Here is a 16,011-nt window from a genome sequence, read left to right as displayed (position 1 = left end):
GGTAAGGAGTCATAAATGGACTATCGCAAAATCATCAAAGAGATCGGGCGCGGCAAAAACCATGCGCGCGATTTAGACCAGGATACGGCGCGCGGCCTGTATGCCCATATGCTCAACGGTGAAGTACCTGACCTTGAGTTGGGCGGCGTATTGATGGCGCTGCGTATCAAAGGGGAAGGGGAAGCAGAGATGCTCGGCTTTTACGAAGCCATGCAAAATCACACCATCAAGTTGACGCCCCCTGTTGGCAAGCCGATTCCTGTTGTTATTCCCAGTTACAACGGTGCACGGAAACAGGCCAACCTGACGCCATTGCTGGCGATCCTGCTGCACAAACTCGGTTTTCCAGTAGTGGTTCACGGTGTTAGCGAAGATCCGACCCGCGTGCTGAGCGAAACCATTTTCGAACTGATGGGGATTACGCCAACGCTGCACGGCGGCCAGGCGCAGGCGAAGCTCGACGAACATCAACCTGTGTTTATGCCTGTAGGCGCGTTTTGCCCGCCGCTGGAAAAACAACTGGCGATGCGCTGGCGGATGGGCGTGCGTAACAGTGCGCATACGCTGGCGAAACTGGCGACGCCATTTGCTGAAGGTGATGCGCTGCGTCTTTCCAGTGTTTCGCATCCGGAATATGTCGGGCGGGTGGCGAAATTCTTTAACGACATCGGTGGGAGGGCGCTGTTAATGCACGGCACCGAAGGCGAAGTGTATGCAAATCCGCAACGCTGTCCGCAAATCAATCTGATTGATCGCGAAGGAACGCGGGTGCTGTATGAAAAACAGGACGATGCAGGCAGTGAGCTACTGATACTGCCAGAAGCAAAAGACCCGGAAACCACCGCGAAGTGGATTGAGCGTTGTCTGGCAGGCAGCGAACCGATTCCCAAATCACTAAAAATCCAGATGGCTTGCTGCCTGGTGGCGGCGGGCGAAGTGGCATCCGTTAGCGATGGCCTGGCGCGCGTTAAGCAATCATTTTAATTTCTCCCCCTGCCGGATGATGAGCGTCATCCGGCCTTTACTCCACAGCAACATGAAATTGCAGCATATTTATTGACCTTCCCGCGTGCGGCGCGCAGCATAAAAAAGCAACAGGCATATAACATAAACAGGAGTTAACTATGGCAAGTGGTCATCGCTTTCATGCCCGGACGCTGCACAACTTTATTCTGACTGTGTTTCGTCAGATGGGTAGCGAGGAACAGGAAGCAAAACTAGTAGCAGATCATTTAATTGCGGCAAATCTGGCAGGGCATGATTCACATGGGATTGGCATGATCCCGAGCTATGTGCATTCCTGGCAACTGGGTTCTTTGCAAATCAACCATCACGCTAAAATTGTCAAAGATGCGGGGGCAGTGGTCACGCTTGATGGCGATCGTGCATTCGGTCAGGTGGCGGCGTACGAGGCCATGACACTTGGCATTGAAAAAGCGCGTCAGCACGGAATTGCTGCTGTGGCACTGCGTAACTCTCATCATATCGGGCGTATCGGTTACTGGGCGGAACAGTGCGCAGCGGCGGGGTTTGTCTCTGTTCACTTTGTGAGCGTAGTGGGGATTCCGATGGTGGCACCGTTCCATGGTCGCGATCGTCGCTTCGGCACCAATCCGTTCTGCGTGGTCTTTCCACGAAAGGATAACTTCCCGCTGTTGCTTGATTATGCCACCAGCGCCATTGCATTTGGCAAAACCCGTGTCGCCTGGCATAAAGGTGTGCCCGTACCGCCAGGCTGCCTGATTGATGTTAACGGCGTGCCGACGACCAATCCGGCAGTGATGCAGGAGTCACCGTTGGGATCACTGCTGACCTTTGCCGAACATAAAGGTTATGCCCTGGCGGCGATGTGCGAAATTCTTGGTGGTGCGCTTTCCGGCGGCAAAACGACCCATCAGGAAACGTTACAAACCAGCCCCGATACCATTCTTAACTGTATGACCACCATCATCGTTAACCCGGAATTGTTCGGCGCGCCAGATTGTGCAGAGCAGACCGAAGCCTTTGCCGAGTGGGTGAAAGCTTCGCCGCATGATGAAGATAAGCCGATTTTGCTGCCAGGCGAATGGGAAGTGAATATGCGCCGTGAACGGCAGGAGCTGGGGATCCCGTTAGATGCCGGGAGCTGGCAGGCGATTTGTGACGCGGCGCGGCAAATTGGTGTACCAGAAGCGACGTTGCAGACTTTCTGCCAATAGTCAGCCAGCGAAAAAAAGCCCGTCCAGTGACGGACGGGCAAACAAGGGTAACATAGGATCAATGAGGGTTAGAGCACATGCGTCTGTCGGTAAACAGACAGGGAAATTCTTTTGCCGGATGCCGGTCAACGGTTCGGATTTTGTAGGCCTGATAAGACGCGGTAGCGTCGCATCAGGCACTTGTTGCCGGATGCGACGTAAACACCTTATCCGGCCTTGGAATTACTTATAGATAACCGCAGTTCCGCTTAATTTATTGTTGTTGGTGGCAGAAGTAATGCTGTATCCACTGGCACCAGCCGCCGCAGCTTTTTCTGCCAGTTTTGCTTCCAGCGCGTCGAGGGTGGATGCGCCATCGGCAGAAACTACGCCGATTTTATTCATGCTTTGTGCCTGGGATGCCGTTACCGGTTGTGCCGCGAACACGCCAAATGACAGAGTTGAAAGAGCCATAGCAGCAACAACAGTATTGATAGTTTTCATAATTAATCTCTCGCAGGTGATTTTGTTTAAGTGACGTTGTTTCGTCGATGTGATGAGTATCACGTTTTTTCACGAGAGATAAAATCGAAGAGAATTGACCGCCTTATTCAAATAAATTGATTGATATCTAAGATGCTGATAATTCATCTATTTGTCGTGCTTATGATTCAATTTTGTACCGCGTGTCAGTTACGGCTGCGTTAAAGGCACGGAATGCCACGCAAAATGCAAATTATACTTGCTGTACTCCATGCCAGTTGTAGTTAACGTAACTGGCTGTCCTTCGAGCCTCTGCGATTATATCCTGTATAAGAATGTTTTTGTAAATCTTTCTCCTGCTGGCAGTGGATGCATAAGCGCACGCCAGGAATGGCTTCCCGACGGGCCTGCGGGATGGGAGCACCGCACTCTTCACATTCATACAGGCTTTCACCACGCGGGATTTCATCCCGAGCGCGGGCAACCGCATCTTCAATTGTACTGTTGATCTGTTCGTTGACGGCGTCATCATTAGCCCAACCGGATGCCATATCGTCCTCCCCATATCAATGCTTGTACAATTAAGTGTAGCTAATATAGGGACAAACTCCGGCAGTTCAATTGTCATATCTCCGACCATTCTCGCAGCAGATTGTGATAAAGATTGAGTAGCGACAGGATTTCTTCACCTTCACCAAAGCGGTTTTTCAGCGACTGAATATTGTTGTCCAAATCGAATAGCATGGCGCGCTTTTTATCATCGCGGATCATCGACTGGATCCACATAAACGAGGCCATCCGCACGCCGCGCGTGACGGGCGTTACGCTGTGCAGGCTACTCGAAGGATACAACACCAGATCGCCTGCCGGGAGTTTTACCCGATGCTGCCCGAAGGTGTCATTGACGACCAGTTCGCCGCCTTCATAGCTTTGTGGATCGCTCAAAAACAGCGTCGCAGAAAGGTCTGTGCGCATCCAGCCGTTTTGCGGATGACTGCGTACTGCGCCATCCACATGAAAACCATAGGTTTCATTGTTCTGATAACGATTAAACAGCGGCGTGGATAGGGTACGCGGCAAGGCAGCGGCAAAGAACAGAGCATGTTGGTTAACCGCGTTAAACACCTCAGTTTGCAATGCGGCATATAACGCGCTGCGGGTGTCCACTTGCTGATTGCTCTTAACTTGTGCGCCCTGCGCGCCAGTGGTGACACGACCATCAATCCATTCGGCTTGTTCCAGTTGTTCACGAAGACGCGCGACGTCCTGTGGCGATAACACGCCGGGAATGTGGTACATCATACAAGTTCTCCAAAAAGTGGGGCTTCACCCCACACCGATTTTTAACAGCAGGTGCTTTGTTCATGCCGGATGCGGCGTGAATGCCTTATCCGGCCTACCAAATGATGTGAACTCAACGTGTTGCACAACCTTGTAGGCCTGATAAGCGCAGCGCATCAGGCAGTCCTGTTCTCGCCATCAATCTTAGTAAGCCCTGCGCCCCATATCTGAATCAGAAATGCATATTGGCGGTGAGCAGGAAGGTTCTTGGCTCGCCCGGATGATAGCGGTAGCCGCTCTTGTTAATCGAGGCCACGTAATTGGTATCAAACAGGTTGTAGACGTTTAACTGGAAATCGAGGTTGCGATTGACGCGATAGCCCAATTTGGCATCGGCAACCCAATAACCTTCAGTAAACGCCGGAGTTCCCACCGCGCCGTCAGAACCTTTATGCATACTGCCGATATAGCGTGCGCCTGCACCAATGGAGATATCATCCGTTGCCTGATACTGGCTCCATAAGGTAAAGGCGTGTTCTGGCGTATACGGCAGTGATGACGAACCATCCTGAGCCACGTCCGCACCATTTTTAATGGTCGCTTTTTGCTGGGTATATCCGCCAATCACCTGCCATGCGGGAGTGATATTTCCAGCCACGGAAATCTCATAGCCTTCGACGCGCTTTTTACCGTACTGCGAGTAAGTCCCGTCGTCGTTTTGCTCAACTTCATTTTCGATATCGGTACGGAACAGCGCGGCAGTTAGTAGCAAGCGTTTATCCAGCACTTGCCATTTGGTGCCAATTTCGCTGGTCTTCGCTTTTTGCGGTTTAAAGTCGGTGCGGTTGGCGCTGTTACCGCTGCCAGACTGTGCAAGAGCGAAGTTGCTGCCGCCAGGCGGTTGTTGGGAAACAGCATAGTTGACGTAGACATTGCCATTTTCCGTCAGATGATACAGCGCCCCGGCTTTCCAGTTGACCAGATTGCCCGACCTGGCGGTGTCGACGGTGGTGACCGGAGAACCGTTTGCCGCGCCAGTTGGGCAGGTGACGGCACCGCGACCACTGCCGCCGCAGGCGGTAGCACTGTCATATTCAGTATGATAATTGTCCAGACGGATCCCGCCGTTCAGCTCAAAATCACGGGTGATTTGCAGCGTATCGAAGGCATAAATCGCGAAGGTATCTGTCTGACCGTTAGCATTGGCACCGTTGCGCGTCAGACTGCCAGGATGAATGCTGCTGTCAGGATGGTAAATGTTCACCGGCGGTAACGTCACCGGATTAACGCCGTAGTTGGTCTGCGTTTCGCGGGTAAATTCCACGCCGGTACTGACATCATGGGCGATTGAACCGGTATAGAACGCCGACGTCAGGTTAGTCTGGTTGGTGAGGATTTTATTACTCACATCTTTAGTATTCGCCGTGCGTGACCACGTCCAGCTATCCACATTGCTGGTGGGCTGGGTAATATTCGATGCTCCGCCCATAATCGCCGTCATCAGATAATCCTGCTTCACGCGCGACCAGCGGGTGGTATTACGAATGGTGGTGTTATCGCTGATGTCATGTTCAAAACGCATAGTGGCGGTATCGGTGGTCGAATCGTCGTAATCGGAGTCCGTACCATAAAAGTTATGCGTATCCACCTTACCGGAATGGTTCAGTGCCGCCGTTCCTGCAGAAGGTGCGGAATAACCCGGCAAACCAATGGTCGGAATGCCGCCGTCCGGCGTGTTGTGCTGGGTAACGTGTAAATAGTTGAGATACAAACGCGTCGACGTACCGAGGCCTAATGCCACGGAAGGGGCGACGCCGTAACGTTCATTTTTAACCTTATCGCGCCCGGCATCGTGCGTTTTTTCGCCCATCACATTCAGGCGCACTGCGCTGGTGTCACCAATCACCTGATTGACGTCCAGTGTGCCGCGACGGAACCAGGCGCTACCAATACTGGCAGAGGCGTCAATACCAGAGTCATTACGTGGCTGTTTACTGATCATATTGATCGAACCCGTCGGCGCGCTGCGTCCGTAATCGGTGCCGGATGGGCCTTTAATGACTTCCACCTGTTCGGTATTGAAAGTGTCACGTGAGACACTACCAATATCGCGGATGCCATCAATATAAATGCTGTTAGAGGTATCCGCACCGCGCATATAAATGGCGTCGCCGGTAGTGGAATTACCATTCTCACCGGCAAAAAATGCGCCCACGCCAGGTACGTTTTTTAGCGCGTCAGTAAGGTTGGTTGCGCCCTGATCTTTTATCACCTGTTCAGAAATCACCGCCATTGTGCGGGTGGTATCGATGACCGGGCGGGAGAATTTTGGATCGGCAGATTTAAGTGGCGCATAAAGCGAAGGCGTCGATGCCTCGACAACCAGTGTATCATCAGCGTTTTGTTGCCCTTCTGCGGCGAGAGCCTGTGGCACAGGCGTGATGCCGATACAAAGACCGGCAAAGAACGTGAGCGAATGAAAGGGTCTGGCAGGGAAATTGCGATTGTTTTCCATTTGGCAGGTGACTTTTTCTTATATGTTTAAATTTTCACTGTCACGAGAAAGCGTCTCTGCGGATGCGATGCCACTGTTAATCCCGTAATAGCAATCTTGAAGTGATAATAATTTTGATAAGCATTATCACCTGGCGCGATTTTCTATCACCCATTGCGTGAAAAATAAATACATTTATTTACATTGTGTTCATATTTGATGTTTTTTGATTACAAAACAGGCGAAAACTGCATCCAGAGGCGAATGCAGTTGCGTTGGTGTGGTTATTTGTAGATGGTTGCAGTACCGAACATCTGATCATTTCCGCCTGCGGAATTAATGACATAACCTTTCGCGCCTTGTTCGCGCGCTTTTTCTGCCAGTTTTTCCTCCAGATCGCTTAGGTTAGATGCACCGGTTGCCGAAACGGTTCCGGCTGGCCGTAGTTGACCGCTGTCCTGGTTACTCAGAGGTTGCGCGGCATAAGCCGTGAAGGTGATTCCGCTCAGGACGGTAGCAAGCAGTAGTGCGAGGCACTTTTTCATAATGACATCCTCATAAATACAACGAGTAGTGCCTGATAAGTGTAGGTCTCCTGCGTGATGAGAATGACGCAAAAAATTGACAGAGATGTGCTTGTTTTTTGAACGATGTATTTTTACAAAACCAGACAAATCAATGACATGCAGGGTGCTGATTTTTATGGTGAATTGCTGAAAAATGCAGTCAGGTTAAGGTTTTGAGTCATGTTAAACGCAGCCAGATATTTACCCTGCCGCGTTATGCGGGTATCTTACGCCGCTGCTTAAAGGAGAATGCTATGTCCGCCCAGAAACCGGGGTTGCACCCGCGCAACCGTCATCACAGCCGCTACGATCTCGCCACGCTCTGTCAGGTGAATCCTGAACTGAAGCAATTTCTCACGCTTACCCCTGCCGGTGAGCAAAGCGTAGACTTCGCCAATCCGCTGGCGGTGAAGGCGCTCAACAAGGCGTTGCTGGCACATTTTTATGCCGTGGCGAACTGGGATATTCCTGACGGTTTTCTGTGTCCGCCAGTACCTGGCCGGGCGGATTATATTCATCATCTTGCCGATTTACTGGCTGAGGCGACCGGAACAATTCCGGCCAGTGCCAGCATTCTGGATATCGGCGTTGGCGCGAACTGTATTTATCCGCTGATTGGCGTACATGAATATGGCTGGCGTTTTACCGGTACTGAAACTAACAGTCAGGCGTTAAGCAGCGCGCAGGCGATCATCAGCGCCAATCCGGGGCTTAACCGCGCCATCCGCCTGCGTCGGCAAAAAGAGAATAGTGCTATTTTTAACGGCATTATCCATAAAAATGAGCAATATGACGCAACCTTGTGTAACCCGCCGTTCCACGACTCTGCCGCGGCAGCGCGTGCTGGTAGCGAGCGCAAACGGCGTAATCTCGGATTAAACAGAGACGATGCGTTGAACTTTGGCGGTCAGCAGCAGGAGCTGTGGTGCGAAGGCGGTGAAGTGGCTTTCATCAAAAAGATGATTGAAGAGAGTAAAGGCTTTGCGAAGCAGGTAATGTGGTTCACCTCGCTGGTTTCTCGTGGCGAAAACTTACCGCCGTTGTATCGTGCTCTGACGGATGTTGGCGCGGTAAAAGTGGTCAAAAAAGAGATGGCCCAGGGGCAAAAGCAGAGCCGCTTCATTGCCTGGACCTTTATGAACGACGAACAGCGTCGTCGTTTTGCCAATCGTCAGCGTTGAAGTGTCGGTTCTCCCGGTAGTAATGGTTCTGCCGGGGTAACGCCCGGAGCAGGCAGCACTTGATAAGTCTGTACCGGTGCGCGAACACCCGCCTGGTCGAAATGTTTTTTTACCTGGCTGTCGAGGGCAAAACGTACCGTCCACTGTTTGAGTGGCAGCGTGGTAAACGAAACACGCAGTGTAAACGCGGTATTGCTTAAGCCAACAATTCCGGCAAAGTTAGGTTCACCGATAATCAGCCCGCGAACTTCTTCATTTTCCATCACTTCCGCCACGGCATCTTTTAGCGCCTGATTGGCTTTATCGGCATCTTCATGACGATCAACATCGTAATTCGCCACCACAGAGCCAATGCCGCGGACAAAGTTGGCAAAGGTGGTTATCGAGGACCACGGAATAATGTGATAAGCCCCGGTATCCTGGCGCACGCCCACGGATCGAATCGACATGCGTTCAACCGTGCCGGTCAGCGGCCCGATGGTGACTAAATCTCCGGTATTCATGCCGTTTTCAAACTGAATAAACACCCCGGTAATAATATCTTTCACCAGCGTTTGCGAACCGAAGGAAATCGCCAGCCCTAACGCTCCGGCTCCTGCCAGTAGCGGCGCAATATTGACGCCAATTTCCGACAACACAATCATAATGGTGATGGTACTGATTACCACCGCCAGCGCGTTGCGAAACAGTGTCAGCAGGGTACGCGTGCGGGCGCTGGGCAGCGGGCGACCATGAATATCCGAAGCCAGCCGATTTTCGATCAAACTGGCGAGTACCGTCCAGCCAACTGCCGAGAAGAAAAGGATGAGAGCGATGCGGATCAGGATATCCACCGTTTTCTGCCCCGCGCCGTTTTGCAGCCAGTTCCAGAAATCGAACAGTCCCCAGGCGCTGAATAGTAGCATCACCGCTACGCACACTGTCAGAATACGTGCCGTTTTCAGCGCCGCCGACAGCCAGCCGTTCAGCCGTTTTTGCAGTTCCGGATAGTTACGCTGAGTGTGTGGCGAAAGGGTAATGGTTTTTGCCAGCCAGCGAGAAAACATACCGGAAACAAACGCCGCGATCCCAATAATCGCCAGGCTACGCACCGTCGCGCCCATCATAAATTTCAGGCTGTTTCCTGGGTCAAATAACGAGAAGAAAAACAGCACGATAAAATAGGCGCTTGCCAGCCAGTGCCACACCAGCGCAAAAGCACGAATAAACAGACTGAAAAAGGCCAGTGAGTGTTCCGCGAAGTTGAGCAAATGCTGGGTAATCTCTTTTTTATTACGGAATATCAGATACAACGCCCACACCGTCATACACAGCATGATGATGACGTTCGCAAGTGCCCCGATTTGCACATTCACCTGGTTTGAGATAATCGGTACAGCCACAATCAGGCCATAACCAATCAGGCCGCTTAGCCAGCTAAGGCGGCGGCACCAGTAGCGGGCACTCTCATCCTGAATAGAGAATGGACGCAGTTCAGCAACGTTCGGGCAGAAAATCAGGCGTAAAACAGCTTTGAAAAATTCAATCAGGGCGAAAGCATTGAGAAACAGACTCTGTTGAAAAGCAATGGTGCGGCTGCCCGCATTCAGGTTGTCGCTTAAAACCTGACCGACAAATAATGTCAGTGCCAGTAACAGCAGGTCGATAATAAACGCACCGATAATCATCGCCGGAAGCTGCAACCAGTTACTGCGCTCACGATTTTTCTGCCGCGCCCACAGACCCATTTTGCGATATAACGGCAGTGCGCACAGGCGAACCAGCCAGTAAAAACTAAACACTAAAACGGCCAGCATGGAAAAATGGGTAAGGGCGTTGCTGAAGGTTTGCGGATTAAACGGTTTATGTGGGGAGCCAGTAATATTGCGATAAAGTTGCCCGAAGCGTGCGGAGAGAGCTTCACCATAATGGCGACTGACTTCGGTCACCTTTTGTAGCACGGTTTGCTCTTCAACCAGCGTTGGCGGCACGATCTTCGGTACGGGTTCCGCGGGGGGCGTGGCGGCGACGGTGCGTAACTGATCGACCAACTCTTTGCGCGAGGTGTCATTATCCAGCACATCCGCCAGTGCACCATAGGCCGCTTTTTTTTGTTCAATATCCGGTTCCGGAGCCGGTTCAGTCGTTGGAGCCGTTGTCGTTGTGGTTGTAACGCCGGGTATGGATACCGCGTGGGCAGGTGCGCCCAGCAGGCAGAAGAGGATGAACAGGATCCACCGCATGACTCCTCCAGTGAGAAAATAGAGCAAAAAGATAAGTATAGATGCTGGGGGAGGGGGAATTTTAAATGAGAGGAATCTGGTGTTCCTCCCTTTCGGGTGAAAGGGAGGAAGGGATATTAAGCAGGTTGCTGACAACGTGCGGGCTTTTTTGCCGAATGCAGCGTGAACGCTCCTACAAATTCATGCAATTTCAATAAGTTGCTATATATTCTGTAGGACTGATAAGCGTAGCACATCAGGCAATGTGTCTTATTAAGAGACGTGCTGTAAAAATTCCTGCAAACGCTGGCTTGGCGGATTCTTGATCAACACCTGTGGATTGCCATCTTCCGCAATCCGGCCTTTGTCGATAAAGATAAGACGTGAAGCCACTTTTTCGGCAAAACCGATTTCGTGGGTTACGATCACCATCGTCATACCTTCCTCTGCCAGATCCTGCATGACCTTCAGCACTTCATGGCGCAGTTCCGGATCAAGAGCCGATGTCGGTTCATCGAACAACATCATTTTCGGCTTCACCGCCAGCGCACGGGCAATCGCCACACGCTGTTGCTGACCACCAGAAAGCTCGGAAGGGTAGTGATGCGCGCGTTCCGCGAGGCCAACTTTCGCCAGCAGTTCACGCGCCAGTTTTTCTGCGTCTTCTTTGTTTGCACCACGCACGCGCAGCGGGCCAAACATTACGTTTTCAAGCGCAGTCAGGTGCGGGAAGAGGTAAAACTGCTGGAACACCATGCCTGCTTCCTGGCGAATCAGACGCTCGTCAACTTTCGGATCGTTAACCTTCAGGCCATCGACAATCAGATCGCCGGAGGTGATTTCTTCCAGTTTGTTGATGCAGCGCAGCAGGGTTGATTTACCCGAACCTGATGGTCCGATAATCACCACCACTTCGCCCTGGCTAATGTTCAAATCGATATTGTGCAGCACCTGGGTTGGCCCAAAGTGCTTGGAGACGTTTTTAAATTCAATCACAGGATTTTCATCCTTCTTTCCAGACGACGCAGAACAAAGCTCAGCACCAGGGTAATAATCAGATAGAACACCGCTACGGCGCTCCAGATCTCAAGGGCGCGGAAGTTACCGGCAATAATTTCTTGTCCCTGACGGGTCAGTTCCGCCACGCCGATCACAATAAACAGCGAGGTGTCTTTAATGCTGATGATCCACTGGTTGCCCAGTGGCGGCAGCATACGGCGCAGTGCCAGCGGTAAAATCACGTAGCGAATGGTTTCCCAGCGTGAAAGACCGAGCGCCAGCCCGGCTTCACGAAAACCTTTGTGGATTGACAATACCGCTCCACGGGTAATTTCCGCGATGTACGCGCCGGAGTTGATCATGATGGTGACCACCGCCGCAGTAAACGGATCGATACGTAAGTCGTTAAACGCCATCGGCAGGGCGAAGTAGATAAACATTACCTGGACGACGATAGGTGTCCCGCGGATCACTTCAATAAAGACCAGCGCGACGTGGTTGGCTATCCAACCACCGAAGGTGCGTGCAAAACCAGCCGCCAGGCCGATCACCAGGCCGCCAGCCAGACCGAGGACAGAAATCCACAGAGTCATTTTAGCGCCTTCGATCAGAAGCGGAATGGCCGGCCAGATGGCACTCCAGTCAAACTGCATATGTTGTTCCTGTTACCGTGGTGTAAATACCCTGAGCCAGAAGACTGGCTGGGCGAAACGCAGGCCCGGTATGCAAAAGGCCACCGGGCCATAAATTAAAGGCAATAATTATTTCGGCTCAGTACCGAACCATTTTTTGTAGATTTCGTTGTAAGTTCCGTTCTCGCGCAGGGTTTTCAACGCGCCGTTGACCTTGTCACGCAGTTCGTCGCTACCTTTCGGGAACGCAATACCGTATTGCTGAGCTTCCAGGGAGTCACCTACCGCTTTGAACTGGCCGTTACCGGCGGTTTTGATGAAGTACAGAATGTTTGGTGTATCGTGCAAAACAGCGTCTGCGCGGTTGGTGCCCAGTTCCATATAGGCGTTATCAATATTCGGGAACTGACGTAGATCTTTGGTTTTGATGTTAGTTTTTGCGTAATCAACGGAACCCGTGCCGCTCTTCACTGCAACGACTTTACCGTCGAGATCTTTCACGCTTTTCACATCGTTATTGTTGGCTTTTACCATCACCAACAGGCCGCTTTTGTAGTAGCCGTCAGAGAAATCGATCGCTTTTTTACGCTCGTCGGTAATAGTGATGCCCGCCAGTGCCAGATCGATGTTTTTGGTTTGTAATGCCGGAATAATGCCGCTGAAATCCATCGGTTTCAGTTCGTAATCCAACTTCAGTTCTTTAGCAATTGCCGCCCACAGATCGACATCAAAGCCCACGTATTTGTCGCCCTGTTTAAATTCAAACGGAACGAAAGCGGTATCTGTCGCGACAACTAATTTTTTATCCGCGGCATGAGAAGAAACCGCAAAAGCCAGGGTCAGTGCAGCCAGTGAAACTTTTAATACAGACTTCATAGCATTTCCTTTTTTCTATCCACGGGACGATCCCCTGCGTGACATTCATATATATGAAAAAATCGTGCCAGTTTTGCAACCCGTTGATTTTTCGAGATGCGACGAAATCTTACTGCACGATCTATGGGGCAATGCCCCCAGATTGCACCATTCTGGGGCGCCAAAGTGGTGCGCTAAAATTGTGCAGTCAGCACAATGATCATTTAGCGTAAATCCTGATGAAAAAACAATCTTTATGTAACGATTGTGTGATGTTGTGGATACAAAAAATTTACTTATTCAGCCGGGAACGGTAGATGAATGCACTAAAAAAGTGCATTAAGAAGGGCAGCAAAGCAAAACGGCCTCCTGTCAGGAAGCCGTTTCATTGCGTACTAAAGTTTTGAACCATCAGCGATGGATTTATTCGATGTTAGATTCGATAAACCACAGGAATTTATCCAGGTCGCGGGAAGCGGCGGTCAGAATATCCGCAGTGTCATCATCTTTTGCTTCCCCGATTGCTTTACGTACGTCATTGGCGACAATCGCGTAACGGTCTGCCAGTTCTTTCAGGTGATCCTGAACGTTGTGGATGTCCAGCGGGTAGCTTTTCAGCGGTGTTTTGCTATTGATAACTTGAGTGGTGCCAAGGGCAACGCCGCCCAGTTGTACCGCACGTTCCGCCATGGTATCCAGGTGATCAATCAGGGCTGTACGGAAGCCATCCAGCATTTCATGTACGGCAATGAAGTTAGCGCCGCGCATATTCCAGTGCGCTTGTTTAGTAATCAAAGAAAGATCAATAAACTGGATAACCTGACGATTTAGCAACTCTACTGTTGCTTTCTTCTCGCTGTCAGAGACATCGTTGCGGGTATAAAGCAGATTGGTCGCTTTTGATTTAACTAATTTAGCGGTACTCATAATTTCATATCCTCTTGATGTTATGTCCCAGCAATTAACGGGATTAAGTATAGCACCGGCTATGTATTTCGCTATTGTGGCTGTTCCTATCGCACTAATAGCGGTAATAAACGTGAAAAATAAAATCTGATATAAATTCAGTAAGTTATATGTAATGATAAGAACGATTCTTATTTATTTGTTCATCAGAAGCTTTCGGAATAAATATGCTTTTGTATAACCGGATATATAAGGCCGTAGCAGGTGAAAAAAAGCGGAATATTCTGCATGGTTATGCATAACCATGCAGAATTGTAAATTTAAGTAATATCTAATTCTTCTATTTTGTTCTCTTTGCGTGCTGTCAGCGTGGAGCCCATTGAAGCGGCAATGATAGCACCGAGTGCCAGAAGCTGTATCGGCGTCAGCATCTCACCGAGGAAAATCATCCCGGAAATGGCGGCCAGCGCCGGTTCCATGCTCATCAGAGTGCCAAATGTTCGCGTCGGCAAACGGGTGAGGGCAATCATCTCCAGCGAGTAGGGCAGAGCGGTCGAGAGGATTGCGACAGCCAAACCCAATGGAACCACTGCCCAGTGCCAGAGAGCCTCTCCGGCCTGTAACGCGCCAATTGGCACGAAAATTAACGCTGCAATCAGCGAGCCAACTGCCACCGTTGCAGGGCCGTGTTCAGCACCCGCACGTTGCCCACTTAATATGTAGATAGCCCAACAAGCACCGGCACCGAGAGCCAGCGCACAGCCGGTTAAATCGACATGGGAAACATCTTGCCCCAGCGGCAGCAGGAACCACAGGCCGAGCACTGCCAGCAAAACCCAAACGAAATCTACTGGACGACGCGAGGAGAACAGCGCCACCGCCAGTGGTCCGGTGAACTCCAGCGCAACCGCAATTCCCAGTGGTACGGTCTGAATAGAAAGATAAAAAAGATAGTTCATTCCACCCAGCGATACACCGTAAAACAACAGTGGCAACCGTTGTTCTTTGGCAAAACGCAGCCGCCACGGCTTAAAGAAAGCGATAAGAATCAGTGTCCCCAGAGCAAGACGCAGTGCAGTAACCCCGGGCGCGCCAACCAGTGGAAAAAGAGATTTTGCTAATGAGGCTCCACCCTGAATAGATGCCATGGCAACGAGCAATATTAATATCGGTAACCACACCGGCATTTTACGTAATGACCCTGGCATCATTTCTCCCATAAGTTTGTATAGTAAGGTAAAGCGTGGAGTGTACTGGATATACCGCAGGCTGGTTGAGCATTTGTTGAAAAATTTTTCCCCGTTTTGACTAAAATGCGCCAGGATTGATTGACTCATTAGTCTGATGATTAGGAATAATCTGGATGAGTGAGAGTGAAAATATGCGTAATACTTACGCAATTCACTGAAAAAATGATTTAAATTTAGATGGATAGCGGTATGTGGAAACGTTCTGTTACATGAAATGGCCCGTTAGACATCACAAATCGCGAAGAGTTTCCCATTAATTTTTGATATATTTAAAGCTTAGGACTTATTTGAATCACATTTGAGGTGGTTATGAAAAAAATTGCATGTCTTTCAGCACTGGCCGCAGTTCTGGCTTTCACCGCAGGTACTTCCGTAGCTGCTACTTCTACCGTTACTGGTGGTTATGCTCAGAGCGACGCTCAGGGCAAAATGAACAAAATGGGCGGTTTCAACCTGAAATACCGCTATGAAGAAGACAACAGCCCGCTGGGTGTGATCGGTTCTTTCACTTACACTGAAAAAAGTCGTACTAACAGTGCAGGCGATTACAACAAAACCCAGTATTACGGCATCACCGCAGGTCCGGCATACCGTATCAATGACTGGGCGAGCATCTATGGTGTAGTCGGTGTTGGTTACGGTAAATTCCAGGATACTAACTACCCGACCTTCAAACACGACACCAGCGACTACGGCTTCTCCTACGGTGCGGGTCTGCAGTTCAACCCAATCGAAAACGTTGCTCTGGACTTCTCTTACGAGCAGAGCCGTATTCGTAACGTTGACGTAGGCACCTGGATTGCCGGTGTTGGTTACCGCTTCTAATCACTTCGGTGATATAAAAAATCCGCCTCTCGGGGCTAATGCCAGTCAGTTAAGCAACTGACTGGCTCTTTTTCGGGGCTGTGGGGTATTTCCAGGGCCTCTCCTTTACCACTCTCGGGAAGGCCCTTTCCCTTCTTGTCGGTAATTTCACAAGTTGTCCC

The 16,011-nt window shown here is 50.6% G+C and carries 17 protein-coding genes; 5 read left to right on the top strand and 12 right to left on the bottom strand.

What is annotated here, in order from left to right; all coding sequences use genetic code 11:
- The first annotated feature begins 15 nt into the window (after window positions 1–15).
- A complete protein-coding gene (gene ybiB, locus C7B16_RS12255) occupies window positions 16–984 on the top strand; it encodes a DNA-binding protein YbiB (RefSeq protein WP_000386506.1) in 969 nt (322 codons plus the stop codon).
- Window positions 985–1,124: 140 nt separating this feature from the next.
- Entirely contained in the window at window positions 1,125–2,198 is a 1,074-nt protein-coding gene (locus tag C7B16_RS12250; protein WP_107179754.1) for a malate/lactate/ureidoglycolate dehydrogenase, read from the top strand.
- A gap of 222 nt (window positions 2,199–2,420) precedes the next feature.
- Here C7B16_RS12250 and ybiJ read toward each other — a convergent pair whose 3' ends face one another.
- From ybiJ to mcbA, 5 genes are all read right to left on the bottom strand, one after another.
- Window positions 2,421–2,681 (bottom strand): DUF1471 family protein YbiJ, encoded by a 261-nt coding sequence (gene ybiJ / locus C7B16_RS12245; RefSeq protein WP_000849310.1) that lies wholly within the window; start codon window positions 2,679–2,681, stop codon window positions 2,421–2,423.
- Window positions 2,682–2,944: 263 nt separating this feature from the next.
- Complete coding sequence (gene ybiI / locus C7B16_RS12240) at window positions 2,945–3,211, bottom strand: C4-type zinc finger protein YbiI (protein WP_000146371.1); 267 nt, start codon at window positions 3,209–3,211, stop codon at window positions 2,945–2,947.
- A gap of 73 nt (window positions 3,212–3,284) precedes the next feature.
- Window positions 3,285–3,962, bottom strand: a complete 678-nt coding sequence (gene ybiX / locus C7B16_RS12235) for a PKHD-type hydroxylase YbiX (RefSeq protein WP_061090929.1) — start codon at window positions 3,960–3,962, stop codon at window positions 3,285–3,287.
- A gap of 211 nt (window positions 3,963–4,173) precedes the next feature.
- Window positions 4,174–6,456, bottom strand: coding sequence for a catecholate siderophore receptor Fiu (locus C7B16_RS12230; RefSeq protein ID WP_107179753.1), 2,283 nt, complete (start codon window positions 6,454–6,456; stop codon window positions 4,174–4,176).
- Window positions 6,457–6,719: 263 nt separating this feature from the next.
- Window positions 6,720–6,980 carry a DUF1471 family periplasmic protein McbA gene (mcbA, locus tag C7B16_RS24590; protein WP_001516045.1) on the bottom strand — a complete coding sequence of 87 codons (261 nt, stop codon included), beginning with the start codon at window positions 6,978–6,980 and terminating at the stop codon, window positions 6,720–6,722.
- 275 nt (window positions 6,981–7,255) lie between these two features.
- Between mcbA and rlmF the strand changes: the two genes are divergently transcribed.
- On the top strand, window positions 7,256–8,182 hold the full coding sequence (rlmF, locus tag C7B16_RS12220; protein ID WP_001516046.1) for a 23S rRNA (adenine(1618)-N(6))-methyltransferase RlmF: 927 nt from the start codon (window positions 7,256–7,258) through the stop codon (window positions 8,180–8,182).
- Here rlmF and ybiO read toward each other — a convergent pair.
- From ybiO to rhtA, 6 genes are all read right to left on the bottom strand, one after another.
- On the bottom strand, window positions 8,173–10,404 hold the full coding sequence (gene ybiO / locus C7B16_RS12215) for a mechanosensitive channel protein (protein ID WP_107179752.1): 2,232 nt from the start codon (window positions 10,402–10,404) through the stop codon (window positions 8,173–8,175). The genes rlmF and ybiO overlap by 10 nt on opposite strands.
- A 252-nt stretch (window positions 10,405–10,656) precedes the next feature.
- Window positions 10,657–11,379 carry a glutamine ABC transporter ATP-binding protein GlnQ gene (gene glnQ / locus C7B16_RS12210; protein WP_000569100.1) on the bottom strand — a complete coding sequence of 241 codons (723 nt, stop codon included), beginning with the start codon at window positions 11,377–11,379 and terminating at the stop codon, window positions 10,657–10,659.
- Window positions 11,376–12,035 (bottom strand): glutamine ABC transporter permease GlnP, encoded by a 660-nt coding sequence (glnP, locus tag C7B16_RS12205; RefSeq protein ID WP_001159054.1) that lies wholly within the window; start codon window positions 12,033–12,035, stop codon window positions 11,376–11,378. Before glnP ends, glnQ begins: the two co-directional genes overlap by 4 nt.
- Window positions 12,036–12,143: 108 nt before the next feature.
- Window positions 12,144–12,890: a glutamine ABC transporter substrate-binding protein GlnH gene (gene glnH / locus C7B16_RS12200; protein ID WP_001516049.1), complete on the bottom strand. Its 747-nt coding sequence runs from the start codon at window positions 12,888–12,890 to the stop codon at window positions 12,144–12,146.
- Window positions 12,891–13,292: 402 nt separating this feature from the next.
- Window positions 13,293–13,796 carry a DNA starvation/stationary phase protection protein Dps gene (gene dps, locus C7B16_RS12190; RefSeq protein WP_000100800.1) on the bottom strand — a complete coding sequence of 168 codons (504 nt, stop codon included), beginning with the start codon at window positions 13,794–13,796 and terminating at the stop codon, window positions 13,293–13,295.
- Between the two features lie 299 nt (window positions 13,797–14,095).
- A complete protein-coding gene (gene rhtA / locus C7B16_RS12185) occupies window positions 14,096–14,983 on the bottom strand; it encodes a threonine/homoserine exporter RhtA (RefSeq protein WP_001119539.1) in 888 nt (295 codons plus the stop codon).
- A 233-nt stretch (window positions 14,984–15,216) separates the two neighbouring features.
- On the opposite strand from rhtA, the gene C7B16_RS24585 reads away from it, so the two are divergent.
- Window positions 15,217–15,282 (top strand): protein YliM, encoded by a 66-nt coding sequence (locus C7B16_RS24585; protein ID WP_120795379.1) that lies wholly within the window; start codon window positions 15,217–15,219, stop codon window positions 15,280–15,282.
- Window positions 15,283–15,334: 52 nt separating this feature from the next.
- On the top strand, window positions 15,335–15,850 hold the full coding sequence (gene ompX, locus C7B16_RS12180; RefSeq protein ID WP_001516050.1) for an outer membrane protein OmpX: 516 nt from the start codon (window positions 15,335–15,337) through the stop codon (window positions 15,848–15,850).
- Between the two features lie 49 nt (window positions 15,851–15,899).
- On the opposite strand, the gene C7B16_RS25315 is transcribed toward ompX, so the two are convergent.
- A partial coding sequence (locus C7B16_RS25315) for a hypothetical protein (protein ID WP_223363118.1) occupies window positions 15,900–16,011 on the bottom strand: 112 nt, incomplete at its 5' end.

It is taken from the genome of Escherichia sp. 20412-1 (assembly GCF_003027595.1).
Lineage (GTDB): Bacteria > Pseudomonadota > Gammaproteobacteria > Enterobacterales > Enterobacteriaceae > Escherichia > Escherichia marmotae.
This window is presented reverse-complemented; position numbering and strand designations above follow the sequence as displayed.

Coding starts and splice junctions, on each gene's coding strand:
- ybiB (WP_000386506.1), top strand. CDS start 16: ATGGACTATCGCAAAATCATCAAAGAGATCGGGCGCGGCAAAAACCAT.
- C7B16_RS12250 (WP_107179754.1), top strand. CDS start 1,125: ATGGCAAGTGGTCATCGCTTTCATGCCCGGACGCTGCACAACTTTATT.
- ybiJ (WP_000849310.1), bottom strand. CDS start 2,681: ATGAAAACTATCAATACTGTTGTTGCTGCTATGGCTCTTTCAACTCTG.
- ybiI (WP_000146371.1), bottom strand. CDS start 3,211: ATGGCATCCGGTTGGGCTAATGATGACGCCGTCAACGAACAGATCAAC.
- ybiX (WP_061090929.1), bottom strand. CDS start 3,962: ATGATGTACCACATTCCCGGCGTGTTATCGCCACAGGACGTCGCGCGT.
- C7B16_RS12230 (WP_107179753.1), bottom strand. CDS start 6,456: ATGGAAAACAATCGCAATTTCCCTGCCAGACCCTTTCATTCGCTCACG.
- mcbA (WP_001516045.1), bottom strand. CDS start 6,980: ATGAAAAAGTGCCTCGCACTACTGCTTGCTACCGTCCTGAGCGGAATC.
- rlmF (WP_001516046.1), top strand. CDS start 7,256: ATGTCCGCCCAGAAACCGGGGTTGCACCCGCGCAACCGTCATCACAGC.
- ybiO (WP_107179752.1), bottom strand. CDS start 10,404: ATGCGGTGGATCCTGTTCATCCTCTTCTGCCTGCTGGGCGCACCTGCC.
- glnP (WP_001159054.1), bottom strand. CDS start 12,035: ATGCAGTTTGACTGGAGTGCCATCTGGCCGGCCATTCCGCTTCTGATC.
- glnH (WP_001516049.1), bottom strand. CDS start 12,890: ATGAAGTCTGTATTAAAAGTTTCACTGGCTGCACTGACCCTGGCTTTT.
- dps (WP_000100800.1), bottom strand. CDS start 13,796: ATGAGTACCGCTAAATTAGTTAAATCAAAAGCGACCAATCTGCTTTAT.
- rhtA (WP_001119539.1), bottom strand. CDS start 14,983: ATGCCAGGGTCATTACGTAAAATGCCGGTGTGGTTACCGATATTAATA.
- ompX (WP_001516050.1), top strand. CDS start 15,335: ATGAAAAAAATTGCATGTCTTTCAGCACTGGCCGCAGTTCTGGCTTTC.